The organism is Streptomyces sp. NPDC126503 (assembly GCF_040302405.1).
In the GTDB taxonomy this organism is placed as follows: domain Bacteria; phylum Actinomycetota; class Actinomycetes; order Streptomycetales; family Streptomycetaceae; genus Streptomyces; species Streptomyces gulbargensis.
Genome location: NZ_JBEORS010000046.1, coordinates 1 through 17,016, shown reverse-complemented (window position 1 = coordinate 17,016; position 17,016 = coordinate 1). Strand labels below are relative to the sequence as shown.

The following is a 17,016-nucleotide window of genomic DNA, read 5'->3' as shown; positions in this document are numbered from 1 at the left end:
GGAGAGGCCCTCGATGTCGCAGAGGACGACCGCGGCGCGGAACTCCGGCGCCAGGGTGTCCGGCCGGCCGGTCACCCCCGCCTGCCCTGGTTCCGCGCGCGCTCAGCGGAGCCAGGGCAGGTCCGCGTCCGGGTCCGAGGGCTGGAGCCCCTCGGCCATCACGCGCATGATCTCGCCGAGCTGCGCCACCTGCTCGGGGGAGAGCCGGTCGAAGAGGGCCTGCCGGACGGCCGCGACGTGGCCGGGGGCGGTCCGGCGCAGGACCTCCATCCCCTCGTCGGTGAGCAGGGCGAACTGGCCCCGCTTGTCGGAGGGGCAGTCCTCGCGCCGTACCCAGCCGTTCTTCTCCAGGCGGGCGACGGCGTGGGAGAGGCGGGACCGGGTGATCTTGGCGCCGCGGGCCAGTTCGGTCATCCGGAGGCGGCGGCGCGGGGCCTGGGAGAGCTGGACGAGCAGGCCGTAGTAGACGTGCGGCATCCCCGCGTCCCGCTGCAACTGGCGGTCGAGGTGATCCTCCAGGAGCGTGGTGGCGTGCAGGTAGGCGCGCCAGGTGCGCTGTTCGTCGTCGCTGAGCCAGCGCGGTGCGGTCGTGTCTCCCATGAACCCCATCGTACGACTCATCCTTGAAAGTTGAACTATGTAGTTTTATTCTGCATGGAGTAGGAACTTGAACTTTCAAAGATCGAGTCCGCCGAGGACTACGACGGAAGGCGGAGGTCGTCGCCATGGACACCACCACCGACAGCGGCACCACCCGGGGCCGGATGCCCGCGCTCTACCTCTCCCACGGCGCGCCGCCGCTCGCCGACGACCCCGTCTGGCCCGGTGAGCTGGCCGCCTGGTCGGCGGCGCTGCCCCGCCCCACCGCGATCCTCATGGTCTCCGCCCACTGGGAGGAGGCCCCGCTCGCGCTCGGCGCCACCGCGACCGTGCCGCTCGTGTACGACTTCTGGGGCTTCCCCGAGCACTACTACCGCGTCCGGTACCCGGCCCCCGGCGCGCCCGGCCTCGCCGCCTCCGTCCGCAAGCTGCTGCGCGCCCCCGGCACGCCCGTCCAGGACATCCCCGACCGGGGCCTCGACCACGGCGCCTACGTACCGCTCGTCGAGATGTACCCCGGCGCCGACGTCCCCGTCCTCCAGATCTCCCTGCCCACCCTCGACCCGCGCCGCCTCATGGACATCGGCCGCGCCCTGGCGCCGCTGCGGGACGAAGGCGTCCTGATCGTGGGCAGCGGCTTCTTCACCCACAACCTCGCCGCCCTGCGCCACCAGGGCGGCGGGGTGCCGGGCTGGTCGGCCGAGTTCGACGCCTGGGGGCGCGAGGCGCTCGCCGCCCAGGACGTGGACGCCCTCCTCGACTTCCGGCACACGTCCCCGGCCGGGCGCCTCGCGCACCCGCGCACCGAGCACTTCGCGCCGCTGTTCGTCGCGATGGGCGCGGCGGACGCCGCCGGCGACCTGGACCGTGGCCGGTCGGTCGTCGACGGCTTCTGGATGGGGCTCGCCAAGCGGTCCGTGCAGTTCGGCTGAGCCGGACATCCCCTAGAAGACGGGCGGGTTCAGTTCGACCGCGCGGACGGCGGCGGCCAGGGCGACCGGGTCGGCCACGTCGAGCGCCGTGTCCGCGAACTTGATCGTGTGGTCGTCGCCGTGCGCCGCCGCCCGCGCGAACACCTCCTCGGCCGTGAGGGAGGTCGCCGCGTACGGCGCGGCCTCCCGGGGGGTGTAGGCCGCCGTCACCGCGGCCGCCGCCGCCCACGCCGCCGCGAGGCTCGGCGCCCACAGGTCCCGCGGCAGGGCGGGCAGGGTCCGCAGGACGGCGTTCGGCGCGGTCGCCGCGTGCACCAGCATGATCGGCTCGCCGTGACCGTGGGACGCGTACCGGTGCGTCGCGGCCGTCACGAGCTCGGTGAGCCGCGTCCTCGCCGTCTCCGGGTCCGGCGCCCCGGCCGCCCACGCGGGAAGGGCCGTCAGCTGGGCGAGACGGGACCGGATCCCGCCCTCCTGCTCGGGCACGGGCGGTACGGAGTCGAGGGCGGCCGCCGCGTCCGGCGCGGCGGCCAGAGGCGCGACCGGCGGAAGCGGCTGGTGGCGGGCCGCCCAGTAGCCGAGGGCGTGCGCCAGCTCGGCGCGGCGCGGCGCCGTCTCCTCCGGGGAGCTGAGCAGGGTCCGTACGGCGTGACCGGTACGGATCACCGGGTGGGTCGCGCCGCCCGCGATGCCCGGCAGCAGCCGGGGCCACCACGTGGCGAGCACCTCCCGCCAAGGGTGCTCGGTCAGCTCCCGCGCGAAGAAACGGGTCCAGTCGGTGATCCGGGCCGGGTCGCCGAGCGCCTCGCGCCAGGTCGCCGCGGTCACCGGGGTGTGCGGGGAGGGCAGCTCCTCCAGCTTCGGGCCGTACGCGTCGAGCCAGCGGTGCACGGCCGGTGCCTGGCCGTGGCGGACGAGTGCCTCGACCGCCATCGGGGCGTGGTTAGTGAGCCAGCCGCCGCGCTCGGGACCGGTGGTGTGGAGGCGTTCGAGCGCCTCGTCGAGGGTGCCGGACTTGTCGTCGCTCATGGCACGGACGGTAGGCCGCCGCCCCGGGGCCGCGGAACGGGCGCGGGACCTAGGGCCTTTCTTCCGGATCTTGCCGGGCTCGCGTCGCCTGGCACGCACGCCCGCCGCGTTGTCGTCGGTCGCCGATGCTCCGCATGGACTCCCTCCTCCGCCTTGCGCTCGCACGCACCAGACGCCGCTCCCTGATCCGGCCTGATCCGAAAGAAAGACCCTAGGCTCCTGGGCCGAGACCGGGGGTCGGGGAGACCGAGGACCGGCGGGGGCGCGGGCCACCCCCGGCCGTACGCCGGACGGCGGGATTCCGGTCCGGTCCGGTCCGGGTGATTAGGTGCCGCGCGGCAGGTGAGACGGAGGGTGCACCCTCCGGCCGACGGAGACGGAGGGGGCAACCTCCGGGCACCGGCCGGCGTCTCTCCGGGTGCACCGCGTGTGATCGCGGTCTCACCGACGGCGCGGTCGGGGTTTCCGAGATCGGCGCCGCGCCCGGCTCCCGTACGGCGCTGACCTGCGGATCCGCTCCCACGGCGGGCGCGGTGTCGCGGGATCGCCCGGGCGGTGGCCGCGCAGGATACTGCATGATCGCGAAAATCCAGGTGCCGGGTGGGAATTCTGTCCTGATTCCAGTCGTTGTTTCCGTCGGATGCAGGGCACCCGCAAGGGTGTCGCGACCTACTCAGCAAGGGAGCACGCATGGCAACCCGTGCCGTCGCCCGTCGTCAGTCCTCCGCCGCGAGCGGGGACGGCCGGGCAAGCAGCGTTCGCGCCGTGGGCGGGGAGATCGCCGACCGCGACCTGGTCGGCATGTACCTCGACGAGATCGCGCGCACGCCCCTGCTCGACGCCGCCAAGGAGGTCGAGCTCTCGCAGACCATCGAGGCGGGCGTGTACGCCCAGCAGATACTCGACGGTGAGGTGGAGAGCGAGGCGGGCGGGGCGACCCGCGAGGAGCTCGAGGCGCTGGTGGCCGAGGGCGAGCGTGCCAAGGACCTCTTCATCAAGTCGAACCTGCGGCTCGTCGTCGCCGTCGCCCGGCGCTACCCGCGCAGCGGCCTGCCGCTGCTCGACCTCATCCAGGAGGGGAACGCGGGCCTGGTCCGCGCGGTCGAGAAGTTCGACTACGCGAAGGGCTTCAAGTTCTCCACGTACGCGACGTGGTGGATCCGTCAGGCCATCACGCGCTCCATCGCCGACCAGTCGCGCACCATCCGCCTCCCCGTCCACCTGGTGGAGGAGCTCGGCAGGATCCGGCGCGTCCAGCGCGAGTTCAACCGGGAGAACGGGCGCGAGCCCGAGCCCGCCGAGGTGGCGGCCGAGCTGGGGACCACCCCGGAGCGGGTGGTCGACGTCCTGGACTGGGCGCGCGACCCGGTCTCGCTGAACATGTCGGTGGACGACCAGGGCGAGACGCAGTTCGGCGACCTCCTGGAGGACACGTCGGCCGTCTCCCCGGAGCAGTCCGTGCTGACGCTGCTGCGCAGCGAGGAGCTGGACGACCTGATCGACAAGCTGGACCACCGTACGGCGTCGATCATCCGCATGCGGTACGGCATCGAGGACGGCCGCGAGCGGACCCTGACGGAGGTCGGCAAGGAGCACGGCCTCACGCGGGAGCGGATCCGTCAGATCGAGAAGCACGCCCTGCTGGAACTGAAGAAGATGGCCCGCGACACCGGCTTCGACGCGGTCGCCTGACGGTCCGCCGCCGCGGAGGCACCGGACACGCGGGCGGTGCGCACAGGGAAAGGGCCCGGGGACACCGTCCCCGGGCCCTCCCCGTACCCGCCGCGGCCCGTGACGTCAGTCCGCCCGTGTGCCGCCCGCGCCGACCGCCGCGGTGAGACGGGCGGCCAGGTCCTCCACGTACGCCCGCAGCGGCGCCGGCCCGTGGACCGTGAACGGGGCGTCGACCAGGGCCAGGCGCAGCGCCACCCACTCCACGGAGTCCGCCGAGCGGGTGCGCAGCCGGCAGGTGTGCTCGCCGGTCGCCTCCGGGACGAGGTGCGAGGGCAGCCGGGCCGTCACGAAGGCGGCCGGCGCCTCGAAGGTGATGTCCAGGTCCAGTTCCCGCTGGGCGCGCGACATCGAGCGCGACAGCAGCTGGGCCGCGTCGCTCGCCGGCAGCTCGCGCGGCGTGAAGCGCGCCCCGGTGGCGAAGGGGTCGCTCACCCGGTCCACCCGGAAGGTGCGCCAGTCCTCGCGCCCCAGGTCGTACGCGACGAGGTACCAGCGGTGCCCGGTCGACACCAGCCGGTCCGGCTCGACCAGCCGCTTCGTCTCGGCGCCGTCCCCCGCCCGGTAGCCGAAGCGCAGCCGCTCCCGGCCGGTGACGGCGCTCGCCAGAGCGGTCAGGGTGGACGGGGCGACGGTGGCGCCGTCGCCCCGGGTGAGGGGGATCGTGGCGTTCTGCAGCGTGGAGACCCGGTGCCGGAGCCGGGCGGGCAGCACCTGCTCCAGCTTGGCCAGGGCCCGTACGGACGCCTCCTCGACGCCCTCGATGGCGTGCCCGGCCCCGGCGCGCAGGCCGACGGCGATGGCGACGGCCTCCTCGTCGTCGAGGAGCAGCGGCGGCATCGCCGCACCGGCCACGAGCCGGTAGCCGCCGGTGGCGCCGAGGGTCGCCTCGACCGGATAGCCGAGGTCGCGGAGTCGGTCGATGTCGCGGCGGATGGTGCGCGGGGAGACCGCGAGCCGTTCGGCGAGCTCGCTTCCGGGCCACTCGCGCGGGGTCTGGAGGAGCGAGAGCAGGTTCAGGAGTCGTGCCGGGGTGTCCGTCGTCATGCTCTCCAGCATGGGGCTCAACTAGGACATCGTCCGACCTATATGACTTCTATCTTCTCCGTATGAGTTCACACGGACACGACGCCGCAGCGGCGGCGGACAAGAGGCGCTGGATCGCGCTCGCCATCGTCATGACCGCCGCCTTCATGGACCTGGTCGACGCCACGATCGTCAACATCGCGATCCCGAGCATCGAGCGGGACCTCGGCGCCTCGTTCGGCGCGATCCAGTGGATCACCGCCGGGTACGCGCTGGCGTTCGCGGCCGGACTGATCACCGGTGGCCGCCTCGGTGACATCTACGGCCGCAAGCGCCTCTTCCTCCTCGGCACCGCCGGCTTCACGCTCGCCTCGGCGCTCTGCGGCTTCGCCGCCTCGCCCGAGATGCTCGTCGGCTCGCGCCTCCTGCAGGGCGCCGCGGCGGCCATGATGGTGCCGCAGGTCCTGTCGATCGTCCACGTGACCTTCCCGGCCCACGAGCGCGGCAAGGTCTTCGGGCTGTTCGGCGCGATCATCGGGCTCGGCGCGGTCTCCGGTCCGCTGCTCGGCGCGCTGCTGACCCAGTGGAACATCGCGGGCCTGGAGTGGCGCCCGATCTTCCTCATCAACCTGCCGGTGGGAGTGGCCGCGCTGATCCTCGGCCGGAAGTTCATCACCGAGTCGAAGGCGCCGAAGGCGCTCCGTCTCGACCTGGTGGGCGTGCTGCTGGTGACGGCGGCGCTGATCCTGCTGATCTACCCGCTGACCCGCGGCCGTGAGCTGGGCTGGCCGCTCTGGGGCCACCTGATGATGGCCGGCAGCCTCGTCGTCTTCGGCGCCCTCGTCGCGTACGAGAGGTACAAGACGCGCAAGGACGGGTCTCCGCTGGTCGAGCTGTCGCTGTTCCGTGTCAAGAGCTTCGCGGCGGGCATCGCGGTCCAGCTGACCTTCGGCGTCGTGCTCGGCATCTTCTTCCTGGTCTGGACGCTCTACATGCAGATCGGGCTCGGCTGGACCCCGCTGAAGGCCGGTCTGACCGGTGTGCCGTTCTCGGTCGCGGTCTCCGTGGCCGCCGGCATGTCCGTGCAGAAGCTGGTGCCGCGCTTCGGCCGCAAGGTGCTCCAGGCGGGTGCCCTGACGATGATCGCGGGCGTGCTCCTGTACCTCTTCGAGGCGGGCCGGTACGGGACGGGCATCGAGCCCTGGCAGATGGTGCCGCCGCTGGTCGTCATGGGCGCCGGCATGGGCCTGATCGTGGCGCCGCTGACGGACGCGGTGCTGTCGGAGGTTCCGAAGGAGCACGCGGGTTCGGCCTCGGGCCTGATCAACACGACCGGCCAGATGGGCAACGCGTTGGGCCTCGGCCTGGTCGCCGTGGTCTTCTACGGCTCGATCGACGACGGGCGGCTCGCCCAGGCCCCGGCCGAGGTGGGCGCGGCCTTCACCGACGCCTTCCAGAACTCGCTGGGCTGGGTCGCCGGCGTCCTCGCCGCGATCTTCCTGGTGATGTTCGCCCTGCCCGCGAAGCCGAAGCAGCACCTGGAGGGCGGCGCGGACGAGGACGGCACCGGCACCGACGGGACCGGCGCCGGAGCCACGGTGGAGAAGGCCCCGGCCCTCACCACCTGAGGCACGGCGGTACGGCGTGGGGCCCTGGTCCCGGGAGCTCTCCCGGGACCGGGGCCCCACACTCGTGCCGGGCCCCGGTCGGTCGGGATCAGCGGACTCGGGCGCGGGACTCCATGGCCTCGCGGGCCGCGCGCTCCGACTCGTACACCTCGCACATGTGCCGGCCGTCCGGGGTGGCGGTGTGCTCGACCTCCCACAGGCTGACCTCGCTGCCGTCGAGCAGCAGGAACTGGTGCTCGTACAGGGTGAAGCCGGCGTCCCGGCCCCCCTCCACCGGGCAGAGGCGGCCGAAGGCCTGGGTGATGTGGTGCGCGAAGGCCAGCCGCAGCCGGCGGGCCGTCCGCTCGCCGGGCCGGTCCGCGTTCTCCGCGCGGCGCAGGACGCGGCGCGCGTGGTCGGCGGAGTTGTCCGGCACGTACATCCGGGGCTGCGCCGGTATCGGACGGGCCAGGAGCGCGGCCATCAGCTCCAGGTCGTCGTCCTCCTCGAATCCGCGGCCGTCGGCCCGCTCCGCCGTCCAGCCCGGCAGCGGGCCGGACGGCAGGCGGGAGACGGCGAGCCGGACGTCCGACTCCTCGGTGTACAGCTCGTGCTGGTCGGTGCCGTCCCGGCCCGCGTTGTGCACGAGCTCCCAGAGCGTGAGGGCGCTGCCGTCGGCGAGCAGATAGGTGTGGCGGTGGGTGGTGCGGTGCAGTGAGGCACTGTGGTGCGAGGAGTGCAGGGCGCTGGAGTGGGCCAGCGCCGTCTGCAGGCGCTCCACCACGGAGTCGGGCAGATCGAAGGAGTTGAGCGCCCTGCCGAGGAGCCGCTCAAGGTGCGTCTCGGTCGTCTCGTACGGATCGGAAGGATCCTGCGGATCGTTCAAGGGTGTCTCCAGGCCGTCGCCGCATGTCACTTGATGCTTGCTAAACGTAGTCCCTGGGTCCGACATCGTGACCGGGTTCCGGAAAACGAAGGACCGGCGGCCGGAGTTCCCTCCGTCCCGGCGCCAACTCCGGTACGGGGGCGGGCAGTACGGTCCCGCCCCCGGCCTCCGGTTCAGTCGCCGTCGCCGCTGTGGGGCCCGTACAGCTCGCGGTACGAGGGGAAGTCGCCGCCCGGGCCCCGCTGCCCCGCGGGGGCGGCGAGGACCGCCCGGACGATCGCCCGGGTCACCGTGTCGGCCGCCGCCGCCAGGATCGCGTTGAGGGCCAGGGGGTCGAAGGCCAGGGGCCCGCGGGCGGACGGCAGTTCGCGGGCGCCGGTGGCGAGGGTGAAGACCGTGTCCCCGTCGTTCATCAGGTGCACCGGCCGCACGGCGCGCGCGATGCCGTCGTGCGCCGTGCCCGCGACCTTCTGCGCCTGCGGGCGGGTCAGGGCCGCGTCCGTGGCGACCACGGCGAGCGTGGTGTTCAGCGGGGGAGGGGCGGAGGCGGCCCGGGCCCGGGCGAGCCGCCGCCGTGCCGCCTCGTGCACGTCGCGGGGCGGGGGGGGGGGCCGCCCCCCCCCCCCCCCCCCCCCCGCCGGCCCCCCCCCCCCCGGGGGGCCCCCCCCCCCCCCCCCCCCCCCCCCCCCCCCCCGCCCCCCCCCCCCCCCCCCCCCCCCCCCCCCCCCCCCCGTACNNCGCGCGCGGTGTGGTGCGGGGGGGGGGGGGGGGGCCCGCCCCGGCGCCGCGCCGCCCCCCCCCCCCCCCGCGGGGGGCGGGGGGGGGGGGGGGGGGCCCCCCCGCCCACCCGCCCCGTACCGCCCGTACAGCACGCCCGTCGCCGGATCGACCGCCTCGCCCACCGCGTTCACGACGACCAGCGCGCCGACCGTGATCCCGGACTCCAGGACCGTGCTCGCCGTCCCGGTCCCGCCGCGCAGCCCGCCGACCACGGCCCCGGTGCCCGCGCCGGCCGCGCCGGTCTCCACCGGCGCGCGGTCACCGCTCGCCCAGGCCGCCTCCACCGCCGCCCGGCCCGTCGCGGCGCCGGGCCGGGCCCGGAAGTCACCGCCCCGGCCCAGGTCGAAGACGCAGGCGGCCGGCACGACCGGCACCACGTGCGCCGGGTCCGGGCCCACCCGGACGCCCCGGTGCCGCTCCTCCAGCCAGGCCATCACCCCGGCGGCGGACTCCAGGCCGTAGGCGCTGCCGCCGGTGAGGGCGACCGCGTCGACGCGTTCGACCACGTTGCGCGGGTCGAGCGCGTCCGTCTCGCGGGTGCCCGGCCCGCCGCCCCGGACGTCCACGGCCGCCACGGCCCCGCCCTCCGGGGCGAGGACGACCGTGGTGCCGGAGAGCGCCCCGGGCCCGGCGACGCGCGCGTGCCCCACGCGCACCCCGGCCACATCGGTGATCGCGTCCCGCTGAGGTGTCATGTCCCCTGCCTACCACGGGCGTCCGGGGCGTGCGGGCCCGTTCGGGTGGCCGGGGTGCGGGCGGTCAGGGTCACGCCGGTCACGACGGCCAGCGCCGCGGCGACACCGGCCGCGAGCACCGCCCAGCGGCCGGCGAAGGAGCACAGGAGGATCGCCAGGGAGGCGATCGGCAGCACGAGCTGCTGGGCCAGGCCCACCTTGAAGTAGCGGGCGTGGAGCAGCCACACCGACAGCAGGAAGACGGCCGAGGGGATCGTCACGGCGGCGGAGGCGGACAGGGTGGAGAGGTGGGCCTTGCCCACGGCCTGTTCGACGGCGATCTCGAGGCCCGCGCCGATGGCGGCGGCCGAGGCGAAGATCAGGTAGTGGCCGTAACCCCAGACGAAGCCCCTGCCGGAGGAGGTCAGCCGGTCGTGGGCGGGCACCACGAAGTAGATCCACCAGGCGGCGAAGACGAGGAGCAGACCGCCCGCGGCGATCGGCAGCAGTTCGCCGAGGGCGTCGTTCTCGACGATGCCGGACTTCACCCCGACGGTCGCGGCGGCGATGGTCTCGCCGAGCACGATGATGGTGAAGAGGCCGTACCGCTCGGCGATGTGGTGCGGGTGCCAGGTGCTGGGCCTGACCCGTTCGGCGTACACCGGAACGGCCATCTCGGCCAGGGCCATGACGAGGAAGACCCAGGGGCGGGCCGGCTCGGGCACGAACAGCAGCGCCAGCCAGCCGAGCTGACAGGCGAGCACGCCGCCCGCGTAACGCAGGCACATGGTCCGCTCGGCGGCCGAGCCGGCGTGCCGGGCGGCGCGCACCCACTGGGTGGCGAGGGCCACGCGCATGACGAGGTAACCGAGGTAGACGACGAGGAAGTCGTGGTCCTCGAAGGCGCGGGACACGCCGGCCGCGAGGATGAGGACACCGGCGATCTGGACGAGGGTGACGACCCGGTAGGCCACGTCGTCGTTGTCGTAGGCCGAGGCGAACCACGAGAAGTTCATCCACGCCCACCAGAGGGCGAAGAAGATCATCGCGTAGTTCACGATCCCCTCCCCGGCGTGGCCCCCGGCGACGGCGTGCACGAGTTCCGCGCCCGCCTGGGCGACGGCGACGACGAAGCACAGGTCGAAGAAGAGTTCCAGGGGCGTGGCGGCCCGGTGCGACTCCTCGGGGGAGCGCGCGGCGAGCGGCAGGAAGGTCCGTGTCATCCCCCCAGAACAGCAGACGCCCCCGCCCCGCCCCTTGGAGCCACGCGCACCCCCGGTCCTGCGCGCCGCCCCCGAACATCCACTCACGGGCCGACTCGCGGGGCCGCCCCTCACGGTCTCTCCCCCGTGCCGGACGGGGTACGTCTCCGCCCCATTGATCGCAAAACAGGACCAAGAGGAACATTCGGTCTTATCGTGGCCGGGTGAGTGAGCCACCGCAGACCGCCGAGCCGACCTCCTGCGCACCCGGCGACGGGCCCACCGGGGCGGGAGGGGCCACCGTGGCGTCCGGGTCGTCCGGCTCGTCCGGGCCCCCCGGAGTGGGCGCGCCGGGACGACCTGGGGGCCGGACACCCGCGGCCGTGCGCCGCCGGGCCCTGCTCGCGGGCACCACCGTGTCCGTCCTCCTCGTCCTCGCGATCGTCCTCGGCAGCCGGCTGCTCCGGGACTTCGACTCGGCCCTCCTGCCCTATGCCGTCGCCACCGTCTTCCTCGCCTTCGGCGTCGCCCACCGCTACACCGTCTGGGTGTCCGCGCCCGCCGCCCGCCGTCTCTTCCGCCAGGGGTGGCGCTCCTTCTTCTCCGCCGCGAACGCCCGCCGTGCCCCCACCGCCCTGCCGAGGATGATCGCCACCTACCTCGGCCTCCAGAAGTTCCTCGGGGCCCGGTCCCGTGCCCGCTGGGCCGCGCACCAGCTCCTCTTCTGGGGCTGTCTGCTGGCCGCCGCCATCACCTTCCCCCTCACCTGGGGCTGGTTCACCTTCACCTCGGGCACCGGCGCGGGCCCCGGCTACGAGATGCGGGTCTGGGGCTTCAAGATCCTCGGCTTCGACGCGCTCAGCCCCGTCGGCTGGCTCATGTTCCACGGCCTCGACCTCGCCGCCGTCCTCGTCATCGCGGGCGCCTCGTACTTCCTGTGGCGCCGGATGCGGGACCGGGGCGCCACCACCGGTCAGCGCTTCGCCTACGACCTGGTGCCGCTCATCGCGCTGATCGTGGTCTCCGTGACCGGGCTCCTGCTGACCTTCTCCTCGATCTTCCTGCACGGCGGCGCCTACGCGTTCCTGGCGATTCTCCACATGGTCGCGGTGGTCTTCACCCTCGTCTACATCCCCTTCGGGAAGTTCTTCCACATCGTCCAGCGGCCGGCCGCCGTCGGCATGCAGCTGTTCAAGTACACCTCCCGCCGCGCGGACACGGACCTGCTCGCCTGCCGGCGCTGCCGGGAGCCGATCGACACCGCCCCGTACGTGGAGAACCTGCGCGGCACCATGAAGGACCTCTCGCTCGACTTCGACGCCTGGGCCGAGTACTGCCCCCGCTGCAAGCGCGTCCTGCGCGGCCAGGCCTACCTCACGCACGTCAAGAAGGGCTTCCAGTGACCGCGACCGACCCCGCGAGCCGGCCCGCACGGGCGCCGGCGCTCGACCCCTCCGTCGCCCCGCCCGGCGCCCGGGCCTTCCGGGACGCCGGAGCGCTTCCCGCCGACCGGTGGCACGCCGACCAGCGCGGCGAGACCCTCGTCCCCACCCACTGCTGCTTCTGCGGGGTCCAGTGCGGCATGTACCTGAGGGTCGACCACGCCGGAAAGGTCTTCGGCGTCGAACCCCGCAACCACGACATCAACCGCATGCGGCTCTGTCCCAAGGGCATCAACGCCTACCAGCAGGTCAACCACCCCGACCGGCTCACCCGCCCGCTGCTCCGCCGCCACCGCGACGAGGAGTTCCGCGAGGTCTCCTGGGAGGAGGCCCTCGACCACACCGCCGCCGAGATCCGCCGCGTCCAGGAGGAGTACGGCAACGACGCCTTCGGCGTCCTCGGCGGGGCGAGCCTGTACTCGGAGAAGACCTATCTCGTCGGCAAGTTCGCCCGGGTCGCGCTGAAGACCCGGCACGTCGACTACAACGGGCGCCTCTGCATGGTCTCCGCCGCCGGTGCCAACAAGCTCGCCTTCGGCATCGACCGGGCCGGCAACCCCTTCTCCGACATCCTCCTCACCGACTGCCTCCTCATCGCCGGCTCCAACGTCGGCGAATGCTTCCCCGTCCTGACGCAGTACCTGTGGGGAGCCCGCGACCGGGGCGCCACCCTCATCGTCGTCGACCCGCGCGAGACGGCCGTCGCCCGCACCGCCGACATCCACGTCGCCCTCAAACCGGGGACCGACTCCGCCTTCTTCAACGCCGTCCTGCACGTCGTTGTCGCCGAGGGCCTCACCGACGAGGCCTACCTCGCCGCCCACACCACCGGCTGGGACGAGGTCCGGGCCACCGTCGCCCAGTACCCGCCGTCCCGCGCCGCGCGGATCTGCGGCGTCCCGGAGGAACAGATCGTCCGGGTGGCCCGGGTGTTCGCCGGCGCGGAGAAGGCCATGGCCTGGCACGCCCGGGGCATCGAGCACCACTCCCAGGGCGTCGAGAACTGCCTCTCGGTCGTCAACCTCTGCGTCGCCACCGGGAACATCGGCCGGCCCGGTGCCGGCTACGGCACCCTCACCGGCCAGGGCAACGGTCAGGGCGGCCGGGAACACGGCCAGAAATCCGACCTCCTGCCCGGCGGCCGCTCCATCTCCGACCCCGAGCACCGCCGCCAGATCTGCGCGATCTGGGGCATCGACGAAGCCGAACTGCCGCCCGCCGGCACCTCCATGATGGAGATGGTCTGGCAGATGCGGCGCCAGGAGATCCGCGGCCTGATCGGCATCTGCAACAACCCCTTCGTCTCCCTCCCCCACCACGCCACCGTCAAGGAGGGCTACGACGCCCTCCAGTTCCACGTCCAGCTGGACTTCTTCCTCTCCGAGACCGCCGCCAACGCCCACGTCGTCCTCCCCGTCACCGTCTGGGCCGAGGACGAGGGCGTCATGGCCAACGCCGAGGCCCGGGTCGTCAAGCACAACAAGGCCCAGGAACCCCCGGCGGGCGTCCGCACCGACACCTGGGTCATCCGCGAACTCGCCCGGCGCCTCGGCGCCGGGGACAAGTTCGACTTCCCCGACTCCCGCTCGGTCTTCGAGGAACTCCGCGTCGCCTCGGCCGGCACGGTCAACGACTACTACGGCATCACCTACGAGCGCCTGGAGGAGACCGGCGGGATCGCCTGGCCCTGCCCCTCCACCGACCACCCGGGCACGCCCCGCCTCTTCGAGGACGGCAGGACCTACCACCCCGACGGCAAGATCCACCTCCAGGTCGTCGAATGGCACCCGCCCATGGATCCGTACAGCGACGAGTTCCCGCTCTCGCTGACCACCGGCCGCACCGTCGCCCACTTCCTCTCCGGCAACCAGACCCGCCGTCTGGGCGCCCTCGTCGAACAGACCCCCCGCCCCTGGGTCGAGGTCCACCCCTCCCACGGCTTCGGCAACGGCGACCCCGTCCGCGTCGTCACCCGCCGCGGCAGCGCCGTCTTCCCCGCCCTGGTCACCGAGGCCATCCGGCCCGACACCGTCTTCGTCCCCTACCACTGGCCCGTCCCCACCGCCGCCAACACCCTCACCATCGACGCCCTCGACCCGCGCTCCAAGATCCCCGAGTACAAGGTGTGCGCCGCCCGCGTCGAACCCGCCGAACGCGTCGACGCGGTCCCCCCGCCCCCCGCCGCCCCCGGGCGGACCGCCGACCCGGAGACCCAGGTCTCCCGCACCGACCCCCTGCCGCCCACGTCCCCGCAGGGCCGGGGCACCTCGGAGAGGAGCTGAGCCGCCGATGATGGGCCGCACCCTCTTCATCGACCCGGGCCGGTGCATCGGCTGCCAGGCGTGCGTCTCCGCCTGCCGGGAATGCGACTCCCACCGGGGGAAGTCGATGATCCACCTGGACTACCCCGACGAGGGCCGCTCCGTCGCCTCCCTCCCCACCGTCTGCATGCACTGCGAGGACCCGGTCGCCCCCTGTGCCGAGGTCTGTCCCGCCGACGCCATCCTCGTCACCGCCGACGGGGTCGTGCAGCAGGCCGACACCACCCGCTGCATCGGCTGCGCCAACTGCGTCAACGCCTGCCCCTTCGGCGTACCCAAGATCGACCTGCGCGCCAAGCTCCAGATGAAGTGCAACCTCTGCTACGACCGCACCTCCTACGGACTCGCCCCGATGTGCGCCACCGTCTGCCCCACCGGCGCCCTCTTCTACGGCACCCTCGACGAACTCCGCGCCGAACGCCCCGGCGTCCAGGTCGCCGACTCCTTCACCTTCGGCGCGACCACCGTCACCACCGGCGTCGCCATGGTCGTCCCCGCCGACAAGGTCGAATGGCCCGTCCCCGGCGGCCTGCCGGTCGTGGAGATCAACGGAAAGGACGTCCGGTGAGCGTGACCGACCCGCAGCCGCCGGCCCCCGGGTCCGCCGACGCCGCGCAGGCGGCGCTGCACGACCGGATCGCCGCGGACTCCCTCACCACCCGCCGGGACTACCTGCGGATCGTCGCCACCGTCTCCGGCGGCCTGGCCGTCGGCGGGGTCGCCGTCGCCTCCGGCATCCTCCACCGGCACGGCGACGGCGAAGGACCACCCGAACCGAAGAGGATCGCCGACCGGATCGCACCGGGGGAGTCGCTCGCCTTCCGCTACCCCGGGGCCGAGGACCGGGCGATCGCCGTCCGCATGGACGACGGCACCCTCGCCGGCTACTCCGCCGTCTGCACCCACCTCGCCTGCGCCGTCCTGTGGCGCAAGGACCGGGGAGACGAGGGCGAACTGTACTGCCCCTGCCACGAAGGCGTCTTCGACGCCCGCACCGGAGCCGTCACCGCGGGCCCGCCACCCCGTGCCCTGCCGAAGGTGCTGCTCCAGGAGCGGGAGGACGGCAGCGTCTGGGCGGTCGGCACGGCCCGCTCCGGCGAGGACGCCCGCGAGGCCCTCTGCCGGCAGCAGGGCGGCGACGCGGCCCTCTGCCGGAACGCCGCCGCCCCGGCCGAGAGGAGCGACCGCCCGTGACCGCACCGCGTTTCCCCCGCGATCCGCAGGCGCCGCGCCCGCCCGCGTACACGCCGGGCAGCGCCGAGCCGCGCCTCAACCGGCCCGTCCGCGAACGCTATCCGCAGCTCCGGCCGACCAGCGGCTACGGCGACCCCCGGACCCGGCACACCGGGCCCGGCCGGGGCGCGGGCACGGAACAGGAGCCGGAGCGCTCCTCGAAACTGTCGGCCCGTCTGGCACTGGCGCTCACCGTGGTCGCCGGCCAGCTCTGGGGCCTGACGGTGGTGGTGGACGAGTGGATGGCCGGCGACACCGGCACCGCCTGGTGGGGTGCGGGCTTTCTCGTCCTGTCGTTCCTGGTCGTGCTCGGACTGTGGGCGCTGGACCCGGACGACCGCTGACCCGGGCCGCCCCGGCCGGACGGGTGCGGGGCGGGAGCCCCGGCGTACCCTGAAGACATGAGCACCGCCCCCGCCCACGGCCCGCGAGACGCGAAGCAGTCCGGCGAACACTCCGAGAACACTCCGAAGCCGGCACTCGTCTTCGACGATCCGCTGGACCAGCAGTCCGCGGACGACACGGACCGCGGGTGGGGCGAGCGGCCTCCCTCCGGCGGCGACAGCGCCGCCGACCTCGCGCGCTTCCTCGACGAGAAGCCGCCGCACCACCTCTGAGATCCGCGCGCCGCGCGGGTCAGGAGGTGGAGTGCGTCCCCGAACCCCCGGCGGAGCCGGCGCCCGGGGCCGAGCCCGTCCCCGGGACGGGACCGCGCTGGGCCACGAGGTGGTCGCGGATCTCCTTCAGGACCTCCAGCTCGCTGACCTCCAGGGTCTCCTGGACGCCTTCCTTCGCCTTGTCGTGCGCGGCGCGCTTCGCGAGGACCTTCGCCATCGGCAGGACCATCAGGAAGTAGACGACGGCCGCTGTGATCAGGAAGCTGAGGACGGCGCTGAGCACCGTGCCCCACAAGATCGGGATGCCGGAGACCACGTTCCCCGCGTCGTCGATCTGGCAGGGGCCCTTGAGGCAGGACTGGTAGCTCTCCAGGTCCTTCGTGCCGAAGGCCCCCACGAGCGGGTTGATGACGCCCTTGACCACCGAGTTCACGATGTTGGTGAACGCGGCGCCGATGACGACCGCCACCGCGAGGTCGATCACGTTGCCGCGCATCAGGAAGGCTTTGAAGCCCGCCATCACGCTTTCCTTCTTCTCGGCCACCAAGGTGCCTTTCGTCGCGACTACGGCTGTGTGCGCAGTCATTAGGCCGCCTGGGCCGCAGAAACGTCCAATCCGTACACCCGTGAAGGTGAACGCGCGGCGCGCCGTCGACCGTCAGCACAGGACCACCGCCAAGGACGACGTGACACCGGCACCGGCCAGCGCCGCCGCCGTCGACCGGGGTACGGACAGGACGACCAGCGCCCCGGCGTCCGGCCGGGCCGCGTCCCCGGGCGGTACCGCCTTCACCCGGGCGCCCCGCGCCACCACCCGGGCCGCGCCGCCCCCGCCGAGGGCCGTCGGCGGCGCCGCGATCACGTCGACCCGGTCGCCGGGCCGCAGCAGCCGTACGGTCGCGGCGTCCGCGATCCGCACCGGCGCGGACACCGGCC

Annotated in this window: 16 protein-coding genes and 1 pseudogene; 9 read left to right on the top strand and 8 right to left on the bottom strand. The window is 73.7% G+C overall.

What is annotated here, in order from left to right:
* Positions 1–102 precede the first annotated feature (102 nt).
* Positions 103–609, bottom strand: coding sequence for a MarR family winged helix-turn-helix transcriptional regulator (locus ABTY40_RS30460; RefSeq protein WP_352062464.1), 507 nt, complete (start codon positions 607–609; stop codon positions 103–105).
* Positions 610–764: 155 nt separating this feature from the next.
* Here ABTY40_RS30460 and ABTY40_RS30455 point away from each other — a divergent pair, with 155 nt between their 5' ends.
* Positions 765–1,532 (top strand): dioxygenase family protein, encoded by a 768-nt coding sequence (locus ABTY40_RS30455; RefSeq protein WP_352062465.1) that lies wholly within the window; start codon positions 765–767, stop codon positions 1,530–1,532.
* A gap of 12 nt (positions 1,533–1,544) precedes the next feature.
* On the opposite strand, the gene ABTY40_RS30450 is transcribed toward ABTY40_RS30455, so the two are convergent.
* Positions 1,545–2,561 (bottom strand): questin oxidase family protein, encoded by a 1,017-nt coding sequence (locus tag ABTY40_RS30450; RefSeq protein WP_352062463.1) that lies wholly within the window; start codon positions 2,559–2,561, stop codon positions 1,545–1,547.
* A gap of 690 nt (positions 2,562–3,251) precedes the next feature.
* Between ABTY40_RS30450 and ABTY40_RS30445 the strand changes: the two genes are divergently transcribed.
* Complete coding sequence (locus ABTY40_RS30445) at positions 3,252–4,253, top strand: sigma-70 family RNA polymerase sigma factor (protein WP_345287456.1); 1,002 nt, start codon at positions 3,252–3,254, stop codon at positions 4,251–4,253.
* Positions 4,254–4,358: 105 nt separating this feature from the next.
* On the opposite strand, the gene ABTY40_RS30440 is transcribed toward ABTY40_RS30445, so the two are convergent.
* Positions 4,359–5,339, bottom strand: a complete 981-nt coding sequence (locus ABTY40_RS30440; RefSeq protein ID WP_352062462.1) for a helix-turn-helix transcriptional regulator — start codon at positions 5,337–5,339, stop codon at positions 4,359–4,361.
* A gap of 62 nt (positions 5,340–5,401) precedes the next feature.
* Between ABTY40_RS30440 and ABTY40_RS30435 the strand changes: the two genes are divergently transcribed.
* Positions 5,402–6,946: an MFS transporter gene (locus tag ABTY40_RS30435; protein ID WP_352062461.1), complete on the top strand. Its 1,545-nt coding sequence runs from the start codon at positions 5,402–5,404 to the stop codon at positions 6,944–6,946.
* 88 nt (positions 6,947–7,034) lie between these two features.
* Here the strand turns inward: ABTY40_RS30435 and ABTY40_RS30430 are convergent, their stop codons facing one another.
* The 3 genes from ABTY40_RS30430 to ABTY40_RS30420 all read right to left on the bottom strand — a co-directional run bounded on the left by ABTY40_RS30430 (position 7,035) and on the right by ABTY40_RS30420 (position 10,488).
* Positions 7,035–7,877, bottom strand: a complete 843-nt coding sequence (locus ABTY40_RS30430; protein ID WP_345287462.1) for a DUF6227 family protein — start codon at positions 7,875–7,877, stop codon at positions 7,035–7,037.
* A gap of 107 nt (positions 7,878–7,984) precedes the next feature.
* Complete coding sequence (locus ABTY40_RS30425) at positions 7,985–9,286, bottom strand: P1 family peptidase (RefSeq protein WP_352062460.1); 1,302 nt, start codon at positions 9,284–9,286, stop codon at positions 7,985–7,987.
* The gene (locus ABTY40_RS30420) at positions 9,283–10,488 is read right to left on the bottom strand and encodes a low temperature requirement protein A (protein ID WP_352062459.1); all 1,206 of its coding nucleotides are present in this window, start codon (positions 10,486–10,488) and stop codon (positions 9,283–9,285) included. The genes ABTY40_RS30425 and ABTY40_RS30420 overlap by 4 nt, the downstream gene beginning before the upstream one ends.
* Before the next feature lie 362 nt (positions 10,489–10,850).
* On the opposite strand from ABTY40_RS30420, the gene ABTY40_RS30415 reads away from it, so the two are divergent.
* Genes ABTY40_RS30415 through ABTY40_RS30390 form a run of 6 tightly spaced genes read left to right on the top strand, consistent with a single transcriptional unit; the run spans position 10,851 to position 16,080 of the window.
* Entirely contained in the window at positions 10,851–11,870 is a 1,020-nt protein-coding gene (locus ABTY40_RS30415) for an MFS transporter (protein ID WP_352062458.1), read from the top strand.
* Positions 11,867–14,191: a molybdopterin oxidoreductase family protein gene (locus ABTY40_RS30410; RefSeq protein ID WP_352062457.1), complete on the top strand. Its 2,325-nt coding sequence runs from the start codon at positions 11,867–11,869 to the stop codon at positions 14,189–14,191. The genes ABTY40_RS30415 and ABTY40_RS30410 overlap by 4 nt, the downstream gene beginning before the upstream one ends.
* A gap of 7 nt (positions 14,192–14,198) precedes the next feature.
* Positions 14,199–14,798 (top strand): 4Fe-4S dicluster domain-containing protein, encoded by a 600-nt coding sequence (locus tag ABTY40_RS30405; protein WP_345287470.1) that lies wholly within the window; start codon positions 14,199–14,201, stop codon positions 14,796–14,798.
* On the top strand, positions 14,795–15,424 hold the full coding sequence (locus tag ABTY40_RS30400; protein ID WP_352062456.1) for a QcrA and Rieske domain-containing protein: 630 nt from the start codon (positions 14,795–14,797) through the stop codon (positions 15,422–15,424). Before ABTY40_RS30405 ends, ABTY40_RS30400 begins: the two co-directional genes overlap by 4 nt.
* Positions 15,421–15,807: a hypothetical protein gene (locus ABTY40_RS30395; protein ID WP_352062455.1), complete on the top strand. Its 387-nt coding sequence runs from the start codon at positions 15,421–15,423 to the stop codon at positions 15,805–15,807. The genes ABTY40_RS30400 and ABTY40_RS30395 overlap by 4 nt, the downstream gene beginning before the upstream one ends.
* Before the next feature lie 57 nt (positions 15,808–15,864).
* Complete coding sequence (locus ABTY40_RS30390; RefSeq protein ID WP_345287476.1) at positions 15,865–16,080, top strand: hypothetical protein; 216 nt, start codon at positions 15,865–15,867, stop codon at positions 16,078–16,080.
* A gap of 19 nt (positions 16,081–16,099) precedes the next feature.
* Here ABTY40_RS30390 and mscL read toward each other — a convergent pair whose 3' ends face one another.
* Together mscL and ABTY40_RS30380 are read right to left on the bottom strand one after the other, a co-directional pair.
* A complete protein-coding gene (gene mscL / locus ABTY40_RS30385) occupies positions 16,100–16,624 on the bottom strand; it encodes a large conductance mechanosensitive channel protein MscL (RefSeq protein WP_352062454.1) in 525 nt (174 codons plus the stop codon).
* A gap of 114 nt (positions 16,625–16,738) precedes the next feature.
* Positions 16,739–17,016 (bottom strand): annotated as a pseudogene (locus ABTY40_RS30380) (hypothetical protein); the annotation flags it as partial.